General features: G+C 40.8%; 17 protein-coding genes. 1 reads left to right on the forward strand and 16 read right to left on the reverse strand.

The genetic code is table 11. The features are described from left to right. Positions 1–35: 35 nt before the first annotated feature. From IEY67_RS19840 to IEY67_RS19905, 14 genes are all read right to left on the reverse strand, one after another. Complete coding sequence (locus tag IEY67_RS19840) at positions 36–1,211, reverse strand: TDP-N-acetylfucosamine:lipid II N-acetylfucosaminyltransferase family protein (protein WP_183671950.1); 1,176 nt, start codon at positions 1,209–1,211, stop codon at positions 36–38. An 18-nt stretch (positions 1,212–1,229) separates the two neighbouring features. Then, positions 1,230–1,973 carry a class I SAM-dependent methyltransferase gene (locus IEY67_RS19845; protein ID WP_183671951.1) on the reverse strand — a complete coding sequence of 248 codons (744 nt, stop codon included), beginning with the start codon at positions 1,971–1,973 and terminating at the stop codon, positions 1,230–1,232. A 142-nt stretch (positions 1,974–2,115) separates the two neighbouring features. After that, a complete protein-coding gene (locus IEY67_RS19850; RefSeq protein ID WP_183671953.1) occupies positions 2,116–3,600 on the reverse strand; it encodes a lipopolysaccharide biosynthesis protein in 1,485 nt (494 codons plus the stop codon). A gap of 625 nt (positions 3,601–4,225) precedes the next feature. Further along, positions 4,226–5,539, reverse strand: coding sequence for a UDP-glucose dehydrogenase family protein (locus IEY67_RS19855; protein ID WP_122375552.1), 1,314 nt, complete (start codon positions 5,537–5,539; stop codon positions 4,226–4,228). A 22-nt stretch (positions 5,540–5,561) separates the two neighbouring features. Then, the gene (locus IEY67_RS19860; RefSeq protein WP_122355992.1) at positions 5,562–6,491 is read right to left on the reverse strand and encodes a UDP-glucuronic acid decarboxylase family protein; all 930 of its coding nucleotides are present in this window, start codon (positions 6,489–6,491) and stop codon (positions 5,562–5,564) included. Positions 6,492–6,838: 347 nt separating this feature from the next. After that, positions 6,839–7,858: a Gfo/Idh/MocA family protein gene (locus tag IEY67_RS19865; protein WP_183671954.1), complete on the reverse strand. Its 1,020-nt coding sequence runs from the start codon at positions 7,856–7,858 to the stop codon at positions 6,839–6,841. A 354-nt stretch (positions 7,859–8,212) separates the two neighbouring features. Further along, positions 8,213–9,382 (reverse strand): DegT/DnrJ/EryC1/StrS family aminotransferase, encoded by a 1,170-nt coding sequence (locus IEY67_RS19870; RefSeq protein ID WP_183671956.1) that lies wholly within the window; start codon positions 9,380–9,382, stop codon positions 8,213–8,215. Between the two features lie 215 nt (positions 9,383–9,597). After that, entirely contained in the window at positions 9,598–11,637 is a 2,040-nt protein-coding gene (gene metG, locus IEY67_RS19875; protein WP_122376395.1) for a methionine--tRNA ligase, read from the reverse strand. Positions 11,638–11,683: 46 nt separating this feature from the next. Beyond that, positions 11,684–13,345, reverse strand: coding sequence for a PCMD domain-containing protein (locus tag IEY67_RS19880; protein WP_229801143.1), 1,662 nt, complete (start codon positions 13,343–13,345; stop codon positions 11,684–11,686). Positions 13,346–13,350: 5 nt separating this feature from the next. Further along, positions 13,351–14,094 carry a putative outer membrane beta-barrel protein gene (locus tag IEY67_RS19885; protein ID WP_183671957.1) on the reverse strand — a complete coding sequence of 248 codons (744 nt, stop codon included), beginning with the start codon at positions 14,092–14,094 and terminating at the stop codon, positions 13,351–13,353. A 45-nt stretch (positions 14,095–14,139) separates the two neighbouring features. Then, a complete protein-coding gene (locus IEY67_RS19890) occupies positions 14,140–16,491 on the reverse strand; it encodes a PCMD domain-containing protein (protein ID WP_183671959.1) in 2,352 nt (783 codons plus the stop codon). Between the two features lie 11 nt (positions 16,492–16,502). Continuing rightward, positions 16,503–17,846, reverse strand: a complete 1,344-nt coding sequence (locus IEY67_RS19895; protein ID WP_183671961.1) for a DUF4493 domain-containing protein — start codon at positions 17,844–17,846, stop codon at positions 16,503–16,505. Positions 17,847–17,857: 11 nt separating this feature from the next. Next, positions 17,858–18,631, reverse strand: coding sequence for a DUF4493 domain-containing protein (locus tag IEY67_RS19900; RefSeq protein ID WP_183671962.1), 774 nt, complete (start codon positions 18,629–18,631; stop codon positions 17,858–17,860). A gap of 3 nt (positions 18,632–18,634) precedes the next feature. Next, positions 18,635–20,701, reverse strand: a complete 2,067-nt coding sequence (locus IEY67_RS19905) for a DUF4493 domain-containing protein (protein ID WP_183671964.1) — start codon at positions 20,699–20,701, stop codon at positions 18,635–18,637. A 307-nt stretch (positions 20,702–21,008) separates the two neighbouring features. Here IEY67_RS19905 and IEY67_RS19910 point away from each other — a divergent pair, with 307 nt between their 5' ends. Next, positions 21,009–21,851 carry a helix-turn-helix domain-containing protein gene (locus IEY67_RS19910; RefSeq protein ID WP_183672052.1) on the forward strand — a complete coding sequence of 281 codons (843 nt, stop codon included), beginning with the start codon at positions 21,009–21,011 and terminating at the stop codon, positions 21,849–21,851. Between the two features lie 186 nt (positions 21,852–22,037). Here the strand turns inward: IEY67_RS19910 and IEY67_RS19915 are convergent, their stop codons facing one another. Next, the gene (locus tag IEY67_RS19915; protein WP_183671965.1) at positions 22,038–23,576 is read right to left on the reverse strand and encodes a YifB family Mg chelatase-like AAA ATPase; all 1,539 of its coding nucleotides are present in this window, start codon (positions 23,574–23,576) and stop codon (positions 22,038–22,040) included. Positions 23,577–23,614: 38 nt separating this feature from the next. Next, on the reverse strand, positions 23,615–24,718 hold the full coding sequence (locus IEY67_RS19920) for a TlpA disulfide reductase family protein (protein ID WP_183671966.1): 1,104 nt from the start codon (positions 24,716–24,718) through the stop codon (positions 23,615–23,617). Positions 24,719–24,831: the final 113 nt, after the last annotated feature.

Consider the following 24,831-nt stretch of genomic DNA (forward strand, 5'->3'; position numbering starts at 1 on the left):
TCTCGCTTTTCTTTAACTATATGTGGCATATCTAATTAACTCAAAGCCTTTTTCAGCATTACTTCCACTTTAGCTAATACAGCTTCATTAGAAAAATTATCTGAAACAATTCTTCTGTTATCCATAATCTCATCCTTAGACAAAAAGGTATTTATTTCTCTCTCATTCAAGTCTCTTTGAATAGAAAACACTACTAATCCTATTGATTTCAAATATTTATAAACTAGAGAATCTTGAGATAAAAACACTTTTGCACCATTCCATAATGCCATTATGACATTACCCACCGCCTGTTGTCTTTCATGCCCGAATATAGCGACTGAACAACCTTGTATCAATGATTGATACTCTGCTAAAGGCATAAAATCAACTAGAGGTTCAAATTGCTTTGCAAAGAATTCATGTCCTTTTGATATGACATATTCACGGTAATTACTACTACCATAACTCAATGGTACGATAATTTTTTTATCAGAAGAAACAAACTTTCTGATTTTTGCAAATATATCTATATGGTTATTTGTTTCTGTTGCGGAATTTCCTATTAAAATATTACCAACTATATTATATGAGAAACTCCCTACATTATTTTTGGAATACAAATTAAAAATTAAAGGATAAGAATAATCTACATTTTCTGCCCTAAAATAATCATTCCTCTGAATAAGTTCATATTCACCAGGATATCCCCCAAAATAATCTATTCTCTGTAATACATCATTCATAAGAGAAGTAGTAGCAGGCCATAACATTTGAGAGATCAGCTCTCTCATCCTACTCTTTATTAGAAAAGAGGATTTAAATTGATTCTCTTGACTCTCCACATATTTATTAGTATAAACACCATATAATGAAGGTATTTTAATCAATGGCTCCATTCCATATTTTCCATGGTATAAATCATATCCCCAAGCCAACCATACAACCTTTACACTTGGATGAATAAATTTAAAAAGGTCCAAAGGCAAACTAAATAAAGAATGTAATATTATAATATCAGTGTAATCACTTCTACTAATTTTTTTCTTTACACTCCAACGAGACATTTCTCTAACTCTTTCCTTCTCCTTTAAATATACTCTATGCTGAAATGGTAGATTTTTTATGAGAATATATTCATTATCATACTCTTTCAATGAATCATAAATATTCATTTCAGGTATGATAAACTTATCATCAAGTATAAAATGTACAATTTTTTTTCTATTCATCAAATCTATTATCTGTATTTACTGCACTTTCTTAGCTACAATAATATAGCTAAGAGGGGAAGATTCCGAAGTTCCTTTTCTAATTCTTTTACCCAAAGATGTTTTACCAAATACATAAATCAAATACTGGACTATTTTTGCACAATTCCCCCCTATTAGAGGAATTCTTGCAAATATTTTTGCTGTTAAATCTCCCCAAACATCAAGAACACCTCCTGTTGCATTCATTTCAATTAAGCTGTACCCACTATCTTCTAACATGGATTTAAGACCATATTTTGTATATCGAAAATAATCAAACGGAGTCTCATGAAGCCAATAATAAAAAGGTACTCCCAATATTAAAACCCCATCAAGGCGTGTAATTCGATACAATTCTCGTAATAGATGTTCCGGTTTTCTTATATGTTCCAATACATCAGACAATATAATTGTATCAAATTTATCGTTCTCTATATTCAAAGGCTGATTCAAATCACATTCCATATCCAAATATTCGTTTTTATGCAATGTATTTGCCCAATCTATACAAGTTTGGGTTTCAGTTTGTTCTTTATAGATTTCATACATTGGAACATAACCACAGCCTACATCTGCCAAATCACCAAACGCATACTTTTTAATTGCAGAATAATAATGTTCAGCAGCAAGATCTGACACTAAACGAGATGCTACATATAAATAGGTAGTATCTCTATTCCCTCTATAACCTCCTTTCTTCGGAACTAGAGTTGTAGGACACCATTTTTCCTTATTTTTCATTCTTTACTACATTTTCACAAATACACTAAACAGATAATATATAAAATTGTGTTCCTGAAATATCAGCAGCTAAAGTTGAAATTATTGTACAAAATCGATTGGCTAAACCAGTAATGGGAATCAAAGTTAATGTCTTCATATACTAATTCTGAAGTTTTTTAATAAATCTATTAACCAAAATGTTTACCTCTTCTGAAATGTTCAACATATAAATCAAAGAGCAGAGACAAAGACTCACAATAACAGTTCGGTATATCCCATCAATTATAACCACATGATATTTAGGAAGTAACATATTAACTCCGAACACTAAAATAAACAATCCTATTAATTTAACCAGTTTCAAAGAAATAGGATTGGTCTTAATTTTCACCTGAACCAACCATTGTTGTGCACTAAAGCTAATCAGGCAAGTCAACGTTGTCGCTACCCCAGCACCTGTTACACCCAATATTGGTATCAACCAATTATTAAGAGAAATAGCAATACCCGTAATAAAAAAAGTAAAATACAATCCCCAATAATAATAACGAGAATAACTAATAAGATTATTTCCAAAATTCAAAGTTACTTCTATCAATTTCCCTAAAGCCAAAAAAAATACAACCCACTTCCCCTGACTATATACTTCCCCATTCGGTATCAGGGCAAAAATGTTATCAATATTGATCCATATTAACAAAAAAACAAATCCTCCAACCATCAATTGATGTAGTGACACTTTACGATATAATTGAGTCACAGCATGTATATCTCCATCTTTTAAAGCAGAAGATGCTATTGGTGAAGAAATTGTAGCAATTGAACGAGACGGAATCTCTATGACTGCTACCATATAAAAGGCTATTGAATAAATACCGGCATAATCAAGCCCTAACTGTGAACCCACCATAAACAAATCTAAGCGGCTAACAATATTAGAGCCCAAAGCACCTATCATCCAAACCATTGTGTAACTACATATTTGTTTACGAAGGTCTGTACTTATAAAAGAATAATTATGTTTTAAAGAAATTGATCCTATCTTCGAAACATACAGAAATGCAAGCATCATCGAAATAGCATATACTGATATATAACACGCTACAAATCCATTCATATCAAGTACATCAAATGCATATAACAAATAAGCGACAACTAATAATAATCTCAAAATAATTTCCCTTATCAACTTTGGTACAGCTATACGCATCAATAAGATCGAATAAACCTCAAAAACAGCCCAATACAGTAAAAATATCATGAACGGAGGCACCCAGTCAAAATAATATACAAACAATTCTGAATTCTTTATAAACAGGTCTGTGATAGGATCTCTCAGAAAATAGTATAAAGATATAAACACTATACTTCCTATAAATGGCAATAATAACAGATAAAAAAAGAAGCCATTATTTTTTCCATCCTCACTTTTAAAATAAGGGAAAAATCGAATTGCAGAAGAGGAGACACCCAATAAAGCAAAGCTACTCAATAACGAAGCCGCTTCAAATAATACTCGAGTCAAACCAATTTCCTCAGGTGTGAGGAATTTCGTTAAGATAAAAAAAGTTGTCAGAAAGCCGATAAAGGCACCTATATAAGTAACGATAGTACCTTTGATGCTTTGCCTTATAATTATTCCCATCTATTTCTGTTCTCTAAATAAAATCTAAGCCAGAACTAATTTATCCTATATACCATATAATATCAAATTCTGAAAGCTAAACATTACTTCATTTGTTATCTTCAAATAAAGTTCTAAAAACGATTACCATACTATCATTCAACACGCAAACCACATTGAATTTCAATCAATACAGAGCATGACAGTTTCAATAATAGTGACTAATCCATCTATCATACTATCATAAAAACAGTTATCTTTTCACCCTTAGTATATTGTTTATTTTCAGATATATAACTATAAAAATTCATTGAGACCCGGATCTCAACTACCTCCACACCCGGGTCTCAGTATCGATCAGATGGGGGTGTAAAAGAGGTGAAAATGGGTATCTCTGCTAAGTTTCCCTCCTACTTTCTCTTAAAAAGAGAACTACTTCTGCGAATAAAATACGATGTATATGCAAAAGTGAGACTCTTTTTAAAGCCTTTGAGAGACCTGTTTTTCGACAAAACAGCTAAGAATGATAGTTGAATGAGGGTTTATGATAGATAAATGATAGATAAAACGAACGACTATCATACCCGAAGAGCTTGTAGATTAAACCTTCAGGCATAAAAATGATAGTATGATAGTTGTTTTTCGATTATCTTCCTATGCAATGATAAACAAACCCATTCTCCTCCATTTCCTTGATATCGTAAATATTACGGCCGTCAAGAACGAGCGGAGTAGCCATTAGTTTCTTCACTGCAGACCATGATGGCATACGGAATTCTTTCCATTCCGTTACAAGCATCAGGGCATCGGCATCTACAACTGCATCATAAATATCTTTTGCATAATGGATCGCATCGCCAATACGACGTTTTGCTTCTTCTACTGCAACCGGATCATAAGCATACACTTCACAACCCGCAGCCAGTAACTTTTCAATCAGGACTAAAGATGGGGCCTCACGCATATCGTCTGTTTCGGGTTTAAAAGCTAATCCCCAAATAGCAACACGTTTCCCTTTCAGGTCACCATTGAAATGCTTTTCAAGCTTACGGAATAAAAGAGACTTCTGTTCATCATTTACTTCCTCTACAGCTTGGAGGATACGCATCGGGTATTTATTCTGTTTAGCCGTATTGATCAATGCTTTCACATCTTTAGGAAAGCAGGAACCACCATATCCAATGCCGGCATACAGGAAACGATTACCGATACGGTTATCCGAACCAATGCCTTTGCGAACCATGTTTACATCCGCACCGATGATCTCACATAAATTGGCTATATCGTTCATAAAGCTGATACGGGTAGCCAGCATCGCATTCGCTGCGTATTTGGTCATCTCTGCCGATGGAACATCCATAAAAATTACACGGAAATTGTTTAAAAGGAAAGGACGGTACAGACGAGTCATCAACTCTTCCGCACGCTCAGATTCGACACCTACAACCACACGATCCGGACTCATAAAGTCCTTGATTGCCGCACCTTCTTTCAGGAATTCAGGATTTGATGCGACATCAAATTCAACCTGCACACCCCGTTTATCCAGCTCTTCCTGAATAGCCTGGCGCACTTTTTTAGCAGTTCCCACAGGAACCGTACTTTTCGTTACGACCAGAATATGTTTCTTGATATGACGACCGACAGTACGGGCTACTTCCAGTACATACTTCAGGTCAGCACTACCATCTTCGTCAGGAGGTGTACCAACGGCACTGAACAAAACCTCTACGTCGTCCAGGCATTCGGTAAGATCGGTTGTAAATTGTAATCGCCCGGCTTGCTGGTTACGATGAACCATTTCTTCCAGACCAGGCTCATAGATAGGAATTATACCTTGTTTAAGGTTCTCTATTTTTTCAGTATTTACATCTACACAAAAAACTTCGGTTCCCATTTCTGCAAAACAGGTCCCCGTAACCAGGCCTACATAGCCCGTTCCTACTATCGCTATTTTCATAATTTATAATCAAAATGCAAAATTAAAGGCTCTTGAAATATTTAATAGTCTCTATCAGACCTTCTTCCAAACGAACTTTCGGTTCCCAGCCATTCAGCTTCTCTTTGGCTAAAGTAATATTCGGTTTGCGCTGTTTCGGATCATCGGAAGGAAGAGGTGTAAATATAATTTTCGACTTCGAGTTCGTCATCTTCAATATGATCTCTGCCAGTTCGATCATGGTGAATTCACCCGGATTTCCCAAATTGACAGGGCCTGTGAAATTTTCAGATGCCATCATACGCACCATTCCTTCAATCAGGTCGTCCACATATTGAAAGCTACGTGTCTGCATACCATCCCCGTAAATAGTGATATCTTCCCCTTTCAATGCCTGCATGATAAAGTTCGATACAACCCGGCCATCATCCGGACGCATCCGCGGACCATATGTATTAAAAATACGGATAATCTTAATGTCTACCTTATTCTGACGATGATAGTCCATAAACAATGTTTCCGCACAACGCTTTCCTTCATCGTAACAACTACGCAAGCCGATAGGATTCACATTCCCCCAATAGCTTTCTTCCTGGGGATGAACAACCGGATCTCCATAAACTTCACTGGTAGACGCTTGAAGAATACGTGCTTTCGTACGTTTTGCCAATCCAAGCATATTGATTGCACCGATAACAGATGTTTTAGTAGTACTCACCGGATCGAACTGATAATGTATCGGGGATGCCGGACATGCCAGGTTATAAATCTCATCCACCTCCACATAATACGGAAACGTCACGTCGTGGCGCACCATCTCAAAATAAGGGTTGTCCAACAAATGAACAACATTTTGCTTACGACCTGTAAAATAATTATCCATACAAATCACATTGTTTCCGTCTTTCAACAGGCGTTCACAAAGATGAGAACCAATAAATCCGGCTCCTCCGGTAACTAAAATCTGTTTCATGCTATTTGTTCAATTGGTGTTTTCCTATATATCTCAGTTATTTTCATAAACAGAGAGCACAACAATGTTGGTCAGTCCCAGACCGGAAATGACAAAACTTGCACAAAGATAGGAATTTGAAAGGATTCTTTCCCTTCAAAAGTCGTTATTTATACGAAAGGGAATTTAGCAATCTCCATTTCTTATTCATATCGGATATTCAATATAAATATTCCTCCCTATTACTTGCTTGTTCACAAACGTTTATTCGTTTGATATATATCAAACGAATAAAACACATATATGTTCTTTTCTTTTGATAATTGTAGACCTTTCATTCAATATATATCAAACGGATATTTGTATTGCTACTTTTGAGCATAGATGCGTTGTATAATGTCCACAACTTTCATACCTTCCAATACGTTCGTTGTGATACATTCCGAACCGGAACCGGAAAGGACACGGACCACATTACGGATCACGAAGTTATGATTCTGAGCCGATCCTTTGTAAGGGCCGTAATCATTACCCGGATTGGTTGGAGCCAGCTCGGGCATCTCGTAATCCTTCACATGGCAATATTCCACTTCGTTCATATATTGCCCGCCAATCCTGACGCTACCGTTCTCGGCAACGATCAACATACTGCTTTCCATATTTTTGTCCCAAACGGAAGTCGAATAGCTCAGGCTGCCCATTCCTCCGTTTACAAAATTGAAGTTCACAAAACCTGAATCCTCAAAATCGGTCAGCTTCTCATGATTGAAATCAGCAAAACGAGCCTGGATATTACAGATATCGCCAAACAACCAGTACATGATATCAATAAAATGAGAGAACTGGGTAAAAAGTGTTCCGCCATCCAGTGCAGCATCACCATGCCAGCCACCGGGTTTATAATAACGCTCGTCACGGTTCCAGTAACAATTAAGTTGGACCATATATATTTTTCCCAGTTTACCGGAATCGATCATATCCTTGATCCATACCGAAGGAGGAGAATAACGGTTTTGCATCACACAGAAAACCTGCTTACGATATTTCAGGGAAGCATACACAACCTTTTCTGCATCAGACAATGTCAATGCCATCGGTTTCTCGACGACCACATTGCAACCTGCCTCTATTGCCTGCACGGCCATAGAAGCGTGCAAACCGTTCGGTGTACAGATGTTAACGACATCTATATGAATGCCACTCTGTAACAGTTCCGTCAAATCTGCAAAGAAAGGCACAGCATAAGTATCTATTCCTAGTTCTTCACGAGGACGGATATCACATAAGGCTACCAATTCAGCTCCCGGATCACGGGTTACCATCTCCGCATGGCGTTTCCCGATATGACCACAGCCGACTACCGCAAACTTTATTTTATTCTCTTTCATATTTTTATCCGCTTTGAATGTCTCAATAATTATCAGAATTGAGCTATCCTTTTATCAAAGTGACTTCGCTATTACCGGTTCATTTACCGTCGGTTTTAACCGACGGTTTACAAGTTGTTTTTCTTTTTGGGCTTTAGCCACATTTCCCTCAAATAGAGAGACTGTTTCAAAATGGGACTAAAGTCCAAAAGATAGATCATTTACTAATCCGTCAGTTAAAACTGACGGCAAATGAACCTGTAACCAAGCATACCTTATTGATGACAGATAGCCGATAGACGGATAGACTCCTTTTTTCTATTTTTCTATATTCGATAGTGAAGCCTAACTGTCAACTGTCAACTGAAAAATGTTTCACATTTTTCGATCTTGTAATTCCTTTAATAATGTATCTATTATATATTCCAACTCTTCGCCTGTCATCTCCGTATGGATAGGCAAAGATAAAACACATTGACTTAAACGGGCGGCTTCATCCATATTTCCCGGCGTACGCGCCATCCATTTATAAGCTTCCTGTGCTTGTAATGGTAATGGGTAATAGACCATGGTCGGAATACCTTTTTCCTTTAACGATGCCTGTAAAGACTCCCGGTATTTTGCCGTATCCGTAACATCGCCAGACGGTTTCAACCGGACAGTATACTGATGGTACACATGGGTGGAAAAAGTACTTTTTCGCGGAAGAATCAACTGTCCGCATGAAGCTAGAGCTTCATCATATTTTGCAGCAACAGCCTGCCGGGCAGCGGTAAACTCATCTATGTGTTTCAACTTAACATCGAGAACGGCCGCATGCAATGTGTCCAGCCTTGAATTACACCCGATCAGTTTATGATGGTATTTACGTTCCTGCCCATGATTAGCAATCATACGGATACGCTTTGCCAGCTCTTCATCCGAAGTCATCAATGCTCCTCCATCGCCATAACAAGCTAACGGCTTGGACGGGAAAAACGAAGTCGTACCAATGATCCCCATCGTTCCTGTTTTTTTCACACGTCCATCCGGGAAAGTGTACTCCGCACCAATCGACTGGGCATTATCCTCCACCACATAAAGATGATACATTCCCGCGATCTTCAGGATCGGTTCCATATCACAGGACTGACCGAATAGATGAACGGCAATGATCGCCTTGGTGTTACGGGAGATGGATTCTTCTATTTTACGGGGATCGATATTATAAGTATGCGGATCGACATCTACCAGAACAGGAGTCAGGCCCAGCAATGCGATCACCTCAGCAGCGGCCACATAAGTGAACGCAGGGACGATCACCTCATCTCCCGGCTGCAACTTTAAAGCCATCAGGGCAATCTGAAGTGCATCCGTCCCGTTCCCGCAAGGAACTACATAAGGAATATCCAGATATTTGGCCAGGTGGTCGCTAAACGCTTTCACCTGAGGTCCGTTGATGAAAACACTACTTTCAATAACTGTCTGCATAGCAGCATCTATTTCCTCTTTCAGGCGATGGTACTGTCCGTGCAAATCGACCATTTGTATCTGTTTCTCAATCATCTTTTCTGTTATATTCCGCTTTTATCTTTTGAAGATTAAAACGTTCCGGTCATTCTTTTATTGTACGAAAGGTTGTTAACATTTTTCCTATGAGAGATAAGAGCTTAGGGACTCTCATCTATGAAAAAGCCGGGACTCTTACAGGTAAGAATACCGGCTTTCTTATCGTTCATATTCCCGGTACTCTGATACATCATAATACCGGGAAAATCATATTACTTTACTTCGCTACCCGGTTTCACCTCTTTCTCCGGGGTGATAACAGCCAGTTTACCGTCGAAGTCTTCAGCAGACAGGATCATACCTTCCGATACGATACCTTTCAGTTTACGTGGAGCCAGGTTTGCAATAAAACAAACTTGTTTACCTATCAGGTCTTCCGGAGCATAATGCTGGGCAATACCTGAAACGATCGTACGTTTTTCCAGACCGTCGTCGATGCGGAACTGCAACAACTTATCAGCCTTCGGCACTTTCGTACATTCCAGGATAGTACCTACACGGATATCCAGTTTTGTAAAATCATCAAACTCTATATTCTCACGGACCGGTTTCGCCTTATAATTCGCCTCTTCGTTCGCCTTCTTCGTATCCAACAATTTCTGAACCTGGGCTTCGATCACACTGTCTTCAATCTTCTCAAACAACAATTCCGATTTACCTAGCTGATGACCGGCTTCGAGCAAGTCGGTCGCTCCCAGACGGTTCCAACCCAACGGTTCCACATTCAGCATCTTATTCAGTTTTTCCATACTGAACGGCAGGAACGGTTCGAAAGCGATAGCCAGGTTAGCAGTGATCTGTAAAGCAATGTTCATGATCGTAGCCACACGCGGCATATCCGTCTTTGCCAGCTTCCAGGGTTCTGTATCCGCCAGGTATTTATTACCGATACGGGCCAGATTCATGGCTTCTTTCTGGGCATCACGGAAATGATAGATATCCAGCAGACGTTCCACATTTGCTTTCACGTCCTCGAAATCCTTCAATGTCTGACGGTCATAATCTGTCAGTTCGCCTACAGCCGGTACTTTTCCGTCGAAATATTTCTCCGTAAGAACCAATGCACGGTTCACAAAGTTACCCAGAATAGCGACCAGTTCGTTATTATTGCGTGCCTGGAAATCTTTCCAGGTAAAGTCATTGTCTTTTGTTTCCGGAGCATTGGCTGTCAATACATAACGCAATACATCCTGTTTGCCCGGCATATCCACCAGGTACTCATTCAACCACACCGCCCAGTTACGGGAAGTAGAGATCTTATCGCCTTCCAGGTTCAGGAACTCATTGGCAGGAACATTCTCCGGCAGGTTGAAAGAACCTTCAGCCTTCAACATCGACGGGAATACGATACAATGGAATACGATGTTATCCTTTCCGATGAAATGTACCATCTTTGTTTCAGGATCTTTCCACCAGGTTTCCCAGCTATCCGGCAACAGCTCTTTCGTATTGGAGATATAACCGATCGGTGCATCGAACCACACATAAAGCACCTTGCCTTCTGCCCCTTCCACCGGGACAGGAATACCCCAGTCCAGGTCACGGCTTACGGCACGTGGCTGCAATCCCATATCCAACCAGCTCTTACACTGTCCGTATACATTCGGCTTCCATTCCTTATGATCCTCCAGTATCCACTTACGTAGGAACGGTTCATGTTTATCCAGCGGCAAATACCAGTGTTTGGTTTCCTTCATAACCGGCTCACTGCCACTGATGGCAGATTTCGGGTTGATCAGGTCTGTCGGGCTCAACGAAGTACCGCAGGCTTCACATTGGTCGCCATAAGCTTTTTCGTTACCGCAATGCGGGCATGTTCCGGTAATATAGCGGTCGGCAAGGAACTGTTTGGCTTCCTCGTCATAATATTGTTCGCTGGTCTTCTCGATGAATTCGCCTTTTTCATACAGTGTCCGGAAGAAATCCGACGCTACCTGACGATGTGTAGGCGAAGTAGTACGGGAATAGATATCGAACGTGATACCGAATTCCTCAAAAGACTTTTTGATGATACCATGAAAACGGTCCACCACATCCTGCGGCGTTACTCCTTCTTTCTTAGCCCGGAGCGTAATAGGCACACCGTGCTCATCCGATCCTCCGATCATCAATACATCTTCTCCTTTCAGACGAAGGTAGCGGGCATATATATCGGCAGGTACATACACACCTGCCAGATGACCAATATGTACCGGACCATTCGCATACGGCAACGCCGTAGTTATCAGCGTTCTCTTAAAATGTTTTTCCATACCTTGTGTTCTCTTTTTGAGGGGCAAAGGTACGGAATTATTTGGTTTATTCGTATATTAATTCAAAATCATCTATCCAGAGGGTACTGCCTTCACCTCCGGTAAAATAATCTCCGTATTTACTGGAAGTAGCCACCAGGACCATATATTTCGGAGTACGATTGGTGTAGCGATAAGTAATGGGAAGCTCCACTTCCTGATAAGAAGAAGATTCCGTACCGTTTATCAGTTCTGTATATGCTATCACGTTTTTGTCATTCTTATCGAACAACTGACGGTTAGCCGGACGAGTCCGTATCTCCAGCGGAGCATCCCAATCCGTTAATGCCAAATAGATAAAACAGGAATCCGGACGTCCCAGCAAATGGGCGTAATCTCCATAGGATGCACTTGTCTTATCGATCGGTTTCGGTTTGTATTTATAATGTATTTTCAGCTTTGTCGGAAAAGAGCTAAACGGACGGCCGAAGCTAAGCACACCATCAGTGACATCGGTTCTGAGATAACTTCCGCTGAAAATGTTGCCGGCAGCAAACTTCACCAATACATATTTGGATTCGAGCTTGGCTGCACGTCCTTTTCCGTTACTGGTTTCTTCGGTAGGCATTGAGTTACTGTCGCCTCCTACCAGGGTAGCTCCTTTATTTCCGGTATCCCAGAAAGAAGTACCGCCATCGGCCCACGGATACCATAATTTCGGCTTTGCCGCATCCTGGCTCCATTCATCGAAGCTGCCGTTGGTTATCATTTCAGCCGATGCCGTTGTAAAATCAAGCGTAGCTCCGGCAGTCCCATTGATATTGGCACGGCATTGGTAAGCTGTTGCAGGAATCAGGCCAGTTATATCGGCTGTAAAATTAGTACCGTCAACGTTGACGTTTGCAGTAGCAAGTTCAGTCCATTGCGCCGCATTTTTTTCTTTATACTCCACAGCAACGGAAGCACCACTCTGGATACCTCCGCTTACAATAGCCTGTTTCGTCCGCGGAAAGACAGAGATATCCGAAGATGTGTTATCCGTGTAAAGTACATTGACTGTCCATTTTTCTGTCCGACCAAACGCTTTCACTTCAAATATGACCGGACGGGAAAAGTCTTTCACTTCCGTAGGTTCAGGGGTAGTAACAGCAATCGAACTCCCTAGCTGCATTGACTCCACTGTAATATTTTTCAACGACTGATCTTCGGTCACATACACAACAGCCTGCTTGTTTTTCACATCGAAAACGGCATCTCCTACCTGCTTAGACAGTTTTATACAACGGTTGAACACCTGTGTTACCGAAACAGTCCAAAGATAATCCTGGTAAGTTTTCAACATAATGTGTACGGGAGCAGAAAAGTCTATCCGGGTATCTGCAGACGACGGCACGCTATCCAAAGAAGGAAACCCTTTTTCCGGAAAAGCTTCCACATTGAGACATTTCAAGGTATCGGGAAAGACCGAAGCATCGTTCGTTACCTGCAAACGGGTAATGCGAAGTGCCTGTATATCTACCTGGTCGTTCACTTCGATGCTGACTGTCCGGTTGTTGTTCTGTATCTGCGGGTTCCCGCTCATTCCATCCACGGTAATGCCGGTGATCTGTCCCACCAGATAAGGATAGGGCACATCATTCTCTATACAACTGTTTAACAGGCAACAAGCCGCCATCAACAAAGACAAACGGCAACAACCGGTCATTTTTAAAAGTATATTTCTTTTCATGGCGATTAAAAATAATAGGTCATACCCAGGTTAATAGAAAAGAGATCGATCTTAAACTTAGCAGAAGTTTCCCGCCGTGACCCCTCGATTACTTTATTATGATCCTGTTCGATCCATTTGGAGTCGAAACCCATCACGCCAACCGAAACTTCCACTGCCGCATTATTGGTAATGAAAGCGGTCATACCGGGAGCGATACCGACTTGCAAGTGTTTGATCTTTTCATAGACGCCATCGAGTGTCTCACCTTCGCCGGAATAGGTCTTTCCCTGTCCGGCACCGAAAGTTACGCGGGCTTCATTGAACAGACCGAAACGTTTGCTGTTTCCCAGATTAATATATGTACGCACGAAACCTGTTCCGTAAATCATATGTTGTAAAAGGGAGGCGTTATTGATCTTAAACGAGAGGTCCTCATTCAGATCGATATCCAGGTTCCCTATATCGATATAATCGCGGGTATAGGAAAAGCGGCCACCCACAGCAACATTATCCCGAATGAAATATCCGAAACTAGGACTAACACTGAATGAATAGTTCTTTCCTTCGACATTCCTCAGGATCAAGAACTTGTAATCGTCAGAACTGCTTTCTGTATAGGAGAAACTACCTCCCACCATCCACTGCCCTTTCGGGATAAAGGTAGATGATTGAATGCCCCGGTCTACTTGCTCACGTTTCTTCCTGGCTTGCAGGAAGAGAGGGAAGGCCAGACAGAATATCAATAAAAATATTATTTGCTTTTTCATATTTGAGTTGAGAAGCCAGGCACATGGCCTAGCTTACGTTTCTAATTAATTTGTATAAGGAGGTTTAGAGTAGTCGTAAACGAGTTCAAAGTCATCAATGTACATTAAACTGCCTTCACCACCAGTAAAGTAATCTCCATATTTACTAGCTGATGCACAAATCACAATATATTGAGGGATATTTGTATTTCCCTTATAATCAAGATCAAACTCAAAAGGAATATATTCATTACCACCCGTACTCCCTGTATATTTATCTGGTAATTCACCATAGGCAATTACGGAAGGATCTGTTGGATTTATATATTTTTTATCCCTAGTATCTACTTCGAATGGAGCATTTGATAAAATCATATAAATTGAACATTTATCGGGTTGTCCTTTAGGTAATTCCTGCACTGTTGAATAATTAACGGTTGCAGAAGTATAATGATACCACCCTTTAAGACCAGTAGGCCGTGCTGAAAAAGATTTTCCAAATTGAATATGAGCACCTAATTTAGAGGCTTGTAAACCGACATAAGTCGTACCAAATTTTCCCGTATAGATGTTTCCCGCAGCAAATTTACCAATGGAGCCTAGACCCACAAACTGAGATTCTAATTTAACTGCATTACCTGAACGTACAAAATTATTCTCTGAATTTGTAGGATAAGCTCCATTAACAGAAGTACCTTTATTCCCAGAATCCCAATAAGAATTTCCTGCTGTAATTTGATCTTGTAAATCAGCATATGGAACTTTTTTGCTTGGATCATCCTGAACAGCCGTCAGTCCTTTTAGTTTAAGACCTGTACCTATCCCCCAATCATCAAAATCTGCATTCTTCAACGTTGTAAACAACTTCTCTTCGCCATCAACGCAATAAGTTCCATTTTGCACCAATCCAGTTAATTTATTCACGAATTGCCCATTCGTAATATCTCCACTTACTACATCACATTCCTTCCCTATATATGACCAAGAACTTCCATTATATTCTTTCAAATCCAAAAGTATAGCATCTCCTGCTTTTATTCCCGGAATATCACATATTATTGTCGCATAATCAGCACCAGTAGTAACTTTCAACACTTGCATTGATTGCAATGTTGTAAAACTCTTAGATTCTTCCGTAATCTCCATGAACTTATACTCATAAGCAGCATTAGCATCCAAACCTTCCAAAAGTGCTTTATACTGATAAGTACCCCCAGCCACAGGAGTTGCATTTACAGGTTGAGACCAATCTCCACTAGAACCTTTACGATATTTAAAGAATGGTGTTGATATTAAATTTCTGTTAGCCTCAGCCAGTTCACCATAAACAACAGCTGTTGTTACACCCCGATAATTTTTATCCAAAGTAATATCAGGAGTTTTCGTAATAAATTCTTCGACATTTCCTTTCTCCATAAACTTATATTCATAAACGGTAGATGGAGTCAGGCCAATAAGAAAAACCTGATATTCAAAGCTCGTATTTTTCACGGTCTGTGCCTGAGCTGTTGTCCATGAAGACTCAGACTTTTTCTTATAGAAAAATTTCAACTTTTCAAGAGATGGAGCTGTGGCTGAAGGAGATGTATAGTTACCTTTTAATATAGCTGTTTCACATTTAACATCGTCATTGTCAATCTTAACAGTTGTAATCGTCACTTTCGGCAACACAATCCCAATCTCTATATTCTGCGGATTCTCCTCACCAACCTGAATCGTAACATTCGCTGCACCTTCAGAAGACTCTCCTTCTCCACCCTCCGTTGGCTTCATAGATATTTTGATCTTATAATATTCACACGCCTTCGCTTCTGCTATTTTCTTTAAAGAGATAGTCTGCCAGCTTCCCGCATTGTTTTTGAACATAAAATCAACAGAAAGGTCACCGGGAGTAATATATCCGGCACGCCCTTCTTCATCACTTGAAAAAGTGACACCTCCTACGACTGTTTTATATTCAGTTTGATAAGTATCCTTCAGATTCTGATCATATTCAACCGACACCTTGACAGTCGTCAGTTTACATTCTAGCTGAGCTGATCTTGTTTCACCGGCTATAACCTCTACAGTAGTTTCTCCCCTATAAACAGGATTAAAACCATTTGACGTTTCGCTTCCGTTACTTGCTATAGCGACCAACTTATATTTTCCTGGTGCCAGTTCAATATCTCCAATAGATTCATTCGGAGCAAAATTATACTCTTTTGACCAATCTTTGTCAGATGAATTCTCCGTTATATTGGAGATAATCAAACGAATGTTCTTGATCTCCACATCCTCTTCAGCTTTTGTTATAACGGAAGTATTGGTAACAACATCAATCCGTATGAAACCATTACTGTTCACTTTTTCATCCGAATTGCAAGAGAACAAAGTGGTTAACAATGCTACTATTAAAAATAAACTATTTTTTTTCATTGCTTATTACATTATAATGAAAACTGTATAGATAGCGTCTTAGACACTTCCCGACCTTTTTTATCTACCACTTTCAAATGGAATTTATGAGGTCCGGGATCACCTAATTCAGAAAGAACACCCATAAACAGACTCACATCAAACAACTGGGATGTTTTTCCTGCAACAGGTTCATTCCCTAATAAACCTAAACTTTTTAAGCCTTCCTCATTCTTGCCCGGATTAGCCAAATCGAACGTTTTTTCCAATCCTACTGCACCTAGAAGCTCATCCGAAAGGATTGGTGAGTCAATCGTTACGATCAAATTTGCAATACCAGCTTCTGCCGTAATATCAACTTGCACGGTTGTAGGATCGGTCAATGTACTTCCTAAATTAAATCCTCTTCCAACGATAGTAGGAGCCGCATAAGACGGTCCCGGGTCAGGAGTCGGATCGGGATCAGGATTTGGTGTTGGATCGGGATCGGGGGTCGGTTGATCGGGTGAAGGGATTGTTATGTCGACATCCTTACCATTCAGGGTCACATCGATCGTTATATCGAAATGACTATCTCCTCCAACATCGGGAGTATCCGGATTATCAGGGTTATTCGGATCGTCAGGATTGTCCGGATTATCGGGGGTATTCGGATTATCCGGAGTTCCGGGATTAGCAGGAATTGTATCTTTAATACCCAGATTGATCTCGAATTTATCTTCCGGTTTCAACGAACTTCCATCCTTACTCGCCATGCTCTGAGCTTTGTAAACTTCAGTTCCATTCTTTGTGGTGGCACGGACAGCAATCAACATCGATGGAGCCGTACGAAAGTAAGCCACTCCATTCACATCCTTGTTCATTGTCAATACACCCGTACCATTCGTGAAGGTAACGGCATAATTATCCTCTACCTCACTCAGGAAACTCTCATCATAGTTGACATTCACAACAACACTATTCAGCTTGCAGGTATCTTTCAAGTTTGTTACCTCTCCGGCATTCACCGAAAACTCTTTTTCACTGAAATAATACGGTTTATTTATAGAAGCCTCTTCCTCATCCCCGGCATAAGAAGCGGAACGTACCTTATAAGTACCCACCGGCAATTCAATAACACTACCTGCTTCCTGAAGCTGAGTATAAGAATCGTATTCGCGAACAACTTCTCCATTTGTATTCACGATTTGAACAGTATATTGGTCGACCACATTTTCAGCACGGGTCGCTGTCTCTTTCGACAACAGATCCAAAGAAAAACCGCCAACAGCTTCTACGTCCGTCTTACCTGGCATGCGGTTCCGTAATTCATCCCGCATTTCGCAAGAAACTGTTCCCAGAAGACAAATACCCAAAAACAGCCTACTTATAAACATTCTATTTTTTCTCATTGAACAGTCATTTTAATAGTGAACGCCCTATCTGCAGAACGGGTAGAAAGAGCTTTTGTGCCATCCGTTGCTAATCCGATAGTAACAGTTACATAATCGTTTGCAACCGGAAATCTCTCATCCTTGTATTTTAATAGTTCATTGTAACTGATAGGTTCCTGATATTCCTTCTCTATTGCAGTAAAAGACAACCGGAGAGCGTCTGTTGGTTTTATATAAATCTCATCACTTTCTCCAGTTGGCGATAAGGTAAAATTATGACTTCCTCCGGCATTTCCATTTGTAAGACAAACACCCACTCCGGTTAAAGCATCCATCAACTCCTTTTCCAGCTTCACCTTTACACGAACCTGTTGCATCAGACAAGTCACCTCACATTTTGAAAAGAAATTTGCCTGAATCGTCAGATCTTTGTCTCCGGCATAGAAAGGAGTCGTTGCGACTTCCGGCATTTGAGTCTTTTCCGAAGATACAGCAACTGTATAATTTCCTTTTTCCAATCGCAACGTTCCACCCTCTTTCAGCTCCTGAAAAGTAGCAAATTCCTTTTTATAGCCATTATCCTTTCCTGTTATGACTACGGAAAACTGATTCACGTCGACTCCCATAGCCTTTGTTATAACCGACAGGTTAGGTTGAGCCACTTCCAGATCCAGTGAGAAATAACCGTACTCACTTTCCGGCTGAACAGTCTCCTCTGCCTTCGAACAAGCAGTAAACAGATTCGCTATTCCCGCTAAAGCCAATATAATATATAATGTATATCTCATGATTTATTCCGTTATTTGAATTTTCAATTGAGTTTCCGAAGAATAAGACATACCGATCTCATCGTCTCCTGTTACTTTTATTTTATACTCATGGTAACCGACTGCGAGTTTCTTCACAAAATTCTCCAGATAGATCGTTGCCAAAGACCTACCAGCCAGGTCATCGTCCCAAATCAAACCGTCAAACTCCGATGTCTCTTTACGTTTCGTTTGAACAAGATCAATCTTATTCTCTTCAAATCCCGTCACTTCTGCCCATTCGCATTTCTGTATCTTCGCACCGTTCAGTCCCAATATATTCAGATAAAAATCATCAGGAGCCGTCCCTTTCTTTATACCGGGGAAACTACCATTCTCCGTAGAGAAAGACAGGGTAAACCTTTTATCCGTCGAGAATTTATTCTCAATCTCATATATTATCGGTTTTTCAACCAAATCGTGATTGATCGTTATCTCAATCTTCAAAGGCGGAACATCCAAAGGTTTCGCTTCCTGCGTGACCGTTATCTTCACCATTATATTGCGGACATCCTGGCTCGCTGTTAAGAGAAGGTCTGCACTACGCACTTCATTCTTATCATTCGGGGCAACTGTCAGTAACATACTTCCTTCTCGTTTCTCAGCCTTCAGCCAGTCGGCAGACGAAGAAATAGTCCAGTCTTTCTGGTTTGTTTCCACTTTATAAGCCTTAGCTGTAACACCGGCTGCAGGTAACTTCAGATCCGAGAAGTCGACATGGATATAAGGATCCTCCTCTTTGGCCTTTTGCTCAATACGAATGGTTACAGTCGTTATTTTATCTCCCTCACCGGCAGTAATAGCAACCTCTGCTTTACGGGCCAGAGAGGTTGCGTTTGCTTCGGCCGACAAAGTCAATGTTGTTGCATCTCCATCAGTACGAGTCACTTTCAACCACTCCTCAGCATTGTTTGTATAACTCCAGTCTTTCGTGCTTCTTACAGTGATTGTCTGCTCGAATGCATCGTTTGAAACGATCAGGTCGACAAGATCTACGGCAAGATCCGGCATATTGTCGATAACTTTCCCCTGTTGTGATACCTCTATATCAGCTGATAACGACTTGTTCCCACTGGTAGCCACCACCGTTACAGTTGTCTTACGAACCTCTTCTGTATTATTTTCTTTGGCTGTAAAAACAGCTTTTCCGTTCTGCTTTTCCACAGTAAGCCAATCGGCTGTCTTTGCGATGGTCCACTCTGAATTGGAAGTGACAGTAACACTTTGCGTCAGGTTATCGCTCGCTTCGAATAACAAACCTGCGACATCGACTGTAAGTGTAGGGTCTGGCGTAGAGGGTGGCGCAGGAACATCGGGAGTATCCGGGACATCCGGTGTATCCGGTATATCTGGCGTGTTTCCTCCTCCTTCATTACTTCCCAGTTTAAAATGCAGACGAACCAGGTCGCGAGGTAAAATATCGACCGAATTAGTAAAGGTATACTCCTTACTGGAAGTAGAAAACAGCATTTTCAGATTCAGTTTCTCCCCTTCTTTGTCCACCTGGAAATATCCGGCACGAGTTTCATCCTTTTTATATACCAGAGGAGATTCACCGGTGTGGCTGGTACTCATCGATACGGTATAATCGCTATATGCTTTCTTCAAATCGTCTGCATAATCGACTGTTACTTTGGCATTAGCCGGACGACAATCCAGTTTAACCTGAGTAGTCTCACCATTTTCAATTGAAAAGTTTGTTATTCCTTCCACATACAAAGAATCGAAAGCGGCCGGGACCAGCGTCCCCCATGTTGCCTGAGCCACATAATCACCTGCATCCAATGCCAATTTTTCTGGTTTCTCTCCAAAAAGGAAAGAGGTAACAATTTCTGAATCCTGAAGAATGTTTACAATATAGTCATTGACATTCTCCGGATCGGATGCAGTTTTCGTTTTACTGTAAGTAGCATCGGCATTTAAGTCTAACAAAACACATCCACTCCCTTCTTTCTTGCCCAAAGTACCCATATCATCTGCTGTACATGCAGATAATATGGAAATACCAAACAATAACGCCATAGTTCTCACAGAACTAAGCCTTCTCTTCATTTCTATTTCCCTCATCTACCTAATTTTATGGTTGTTTTTACAACCTTATATAATACTAGTGTTATATGCATTTTTTATCGGGTGCAAAGTAACCTTGAATTACAAAACTCTACAAGGTCTATTTATGCGATTTACTGTTCTTTTTTTTAGATATGTCTTAAAACATATTAACTAACACGCTTTATTATATACATTATTGGAGAAAAAGATATTATTCTAATGTTCTATTTTTAAGAAAACGAATCAGCCTTTGAAAAATAATGAATACATTTGTATCGATATAAACAACAGGCAAATGGATACAAATATACCCAAGGAGCTACCGAAGCTCGATATTCCTGAAGACTGGATTGTCGGGAAAGATATCAGTCGTGAAATACTGAATATGTATACCAATTTTCCTTGCCGGCTAAAAGCCGGAATTTTTGTCCTTTGCATGGGGGGAGAAATTGAGGCTTTGATCGATACGACAAACTATCGGGTGAAAGCTAACGATTTTGTAACGATTTTACCGGGAAGCATCCTTCAGATCCTCAAAGTGACAGGTGAGTTAAATATCTATTTCTTAGGTTATTCCTCCCAGTTCATTATAGAGACAAACGTCATTAAAGCAACAGTCGATATATTTTATACAATAAAGACCTCGCCTGTTATCCCACTAAAAGACGAAGTCGCTCAAATCATTCGGGAACACCTGGATTTACTTGCCAAAACATATCTTACCTTTTACGGAAAGATCAGCAAAGAGGTCACCAAACATATGTTACTTACATTAGTTTATGGTCTGGGAGATTTATATAAAGATATCCGAACAAAAAAAACAGTGCTGTGTAAAAGCGAACAGATAACACACGATTTCACCCAACTGGTCATGCGACATTACAGCCAGGAACGAAACGTAGCCTTTTATGCTGAAAAACTAGGCATTACACAGGCACATCTAAGTACCACCATCCGACAAGTCACAGGAAAAACCTGCCTCGAAATTATCGCATCGATGGTGATTATGGATGCCAAAGCGCAATTGAAATCAACCGAAGCCTCCGTACAGAGCATTGCCTATTCGCTGAATTTTACTAATATGTCTTTTTTCGGTAAATATTTTAAACGACATGTCGGTATCAGTCCGCAGGAATATCGAAATAACTAAAGTTCTGTGAGAACTCGCGACGAAAGAACATTCTTGCCGGAAATACATTCGTTGTAGCATTTAGCAAGGAAATTTTCAGCCCACCCGGTAATAAAAAAGTACATAGGTAACATCCAGGTAGAAATAAATAGCAAGTTCACCCGATTATCCCTCCATTAGTTCCTGCTAATAAAACCAACGACATCCCTATAATCCCCAACTCTCCCTATCCAGATTCCGGTAGTTGATAGCTTCGGCGAGATGGCGGGTCTCTATGTTTTCGGAAGCATCGAGGTCGGCAATGGTACGGGAGACCTTCAGAATCCGATCGTAAGCACGGGCAGAAAGACTCAGGCGTTGCATAGCCGCTTTAAGAAGAGAGAGACAGGAAGCATCAGGTACCGCATATTTATGCAGAAGTGGTGTGGTCATCTGAGCATTACAATAAACACCTTCGTATTCTGCAAAACGCTTTTCCTGAATAGCACGGGCATTAACGACCCGCTCACGAACGGCAATGCTAGGTTCGGAAGGATGTTGTTCGGATATCTTTTCAAAAGGAACAGGAATGATCTCCACCTGTATGTCGATACGGTCGAGTAACGGCCCGGAAACACGATTCATATACTTCTGCACTGCTCCCGGCGGACAAAGACAAGGCCGATCCGGATGATTATAGTAGCCGCACGGACAAGGATTCATCGAAGCAACCAGCATAAAGCTGGCAGGATAATCGACAGAAAAACGAGCACGCGAAACCGTGATCTTCCGATCCTCCAATGGTTGCCGCATTACTTCCAGTACACTCCGGTTAAATTCCGGCAATTCGTCGAGGAACAATACCCCGTTATGCGCCAGACTTACTTCTCCCGGCTGCGGATAAGCTCCCCCTCCCACCATCGCCACATTCGAAATAGTATGATGCGGAGAGCGAAACGGCCGTTGTATCATCAGGGAAGTTTCTACCCCTATCTTTCCGGCTACAGAATGGATCTTGGTCGTTTCCAGTGATTCGTGCAGAGTGAATGGAGGAAGGATCGTCGATAACCGTTTCGCCAGCATTGACTTACCACTTCCCGGAGGGCCGATCATGATCAGGTTATGACCGCCGGCAGCTGCCACCTCCAAAGCTCGTTTCACATTTTCCTGCCCACGCACATCTGAAAAATCAAACTCAAATTGTTCCTGACGAGCATAAAATTCCTCCCTCGTATTGACAATAGTCGGCTGCAGTTCACGTTTTCCACTCATGAACTCGATTACTTCTTTGATAGTTGAAGCTCCATATACTTCCAGGTTATTGACCACCGCTGCCTCACGCGCATTTTGTTTAGGAAGAATAAATCCTCTGAATCCCTCTTCCCGCGCCTTGATAGCAATAGGTAACACACCTTTCACCGGCTGCAGGCTCCCATCGAGCGAAAGTTCTCCCATCAAAATAAATTTATCCAACCGGGAAGCATCCAACTCTTCAGCAGCGGCCAATATACCGACTGCCAGCGGCAAGTCATAGGCAGAACCTTCCTTCCGGATATCGGCAGGTGCCATGTTGATCACAATACGATTACGAGGGAATTTGTATCCACTTACCTGAAGCGCAGAAATTATACGTTCGTGACTTTCACGGACGGCTATGTCAGGAAGACCTACCAGAAAAAACTGGATCCCCTTCGTATAATTTACTTCAATGGTGACAATAGTTGCAGAGATGCCCTGCACCGCGGCTGCATAAGATTTTACTAACATAATTAATGATTTTGGTTGGATGTTTATAATTTGTTATCTCATTTCTCTATCAGTTTTTCCAGTGTTTGTTGAATCTCCACACCATTGTCCGTTTTCATGATGATCTTTCCGTCTTCATCGATCAGGAAACAGCGGGGAAGTGTATTTACATTATATAAATCGACCAGCATCGTAGCCTGTCCGGCAGAGTCGGTCACCAGGTTCCAGTCGATACTATCTTTTGACAGCAGTTTACGAACTTCCTGCGGGTCGTCATCCAAACTGATCAGCAACATATCCACTTTTTCCTTCGGATATTTCATAGCAACTTTATCCAGGAACAGATCTTCCGTCTGGCACATATCACACCAGGGAGCTGTGAAAGCAAGTAACAGATACCGCTGAGGGAATGAATCCAGGCTCACAGTGTGTCCGTATACATTCTTTACATTAAATCCGGGAGCTTCGGCACCCAGTGAAGTACGCTGTGCCTTGGCACTATACTCCTGCAGTTTACGTATCAGATAGAAATCTTTCAGTTTCGGACTCAACACGGCCAGCAATTCATCCATTTTACGGGTATCATCCGGATTCATGAAATAATATTGCAGCAAAACAACTGAAGCTTCCTCATCCGGATGCTCCTGAATATACTCCATCGCCCGCTCACTCAAGGTATGATTTACATTTGTCAGGCGTGACGGTATATCTGTCTCTTCTGTCGTATTTGTATAACTTCCCTTATTGGTCAGTATCTTGATCAAATCAGCCTGTTCCTTCAGTAAGGGACTGACACTCTTCCTGTAAGAGTTCAACTGATCGTTGATCCGTCCGCCTTTGACCTGTAACAGGGCCGGATAAAGAGCATCACCGGTTATTGTCACTTTCTCTCCTTTTATCAGGTAAGCGGTAGTCCAGCTTTTTTTATGATCAAAGAAGATCGTAACTGTATTGAAGTCGCCTTCGTTCCGTTTCAGAGAAAATTGTCCGGGTTTTTCACACGTGATGGTATCGACGACTTTGTTATTGTCATTTTCAAAAACGGCATACAACGTCTCATCTTCCAAATTAGACAATTTGCCTTCTATTCGGTAAGAAACGTCCTTGCCGCACGACGACAAAAACAATGCGACTCCGAAAATCAATAATAAATGCTTTATCATTATACCTTTAAACCCCACAATAACGGATAATTTGGGGTAAAGATAATAATAGATTTTAAAACAAACTAACATTTATGATAAAATTAATATAGATATATAAAAAAAGCACAGAA

It is taken from the genome of Parabacteroides faecis (genome assembly GCF_014647375.1).
GTDB classification, from domain to species: Bacteria; Bacteroidota; Bacteroidia; order Bacteroidales; family Tannerellaceae; genus Parabacteroides; species Parabacteroides faecis.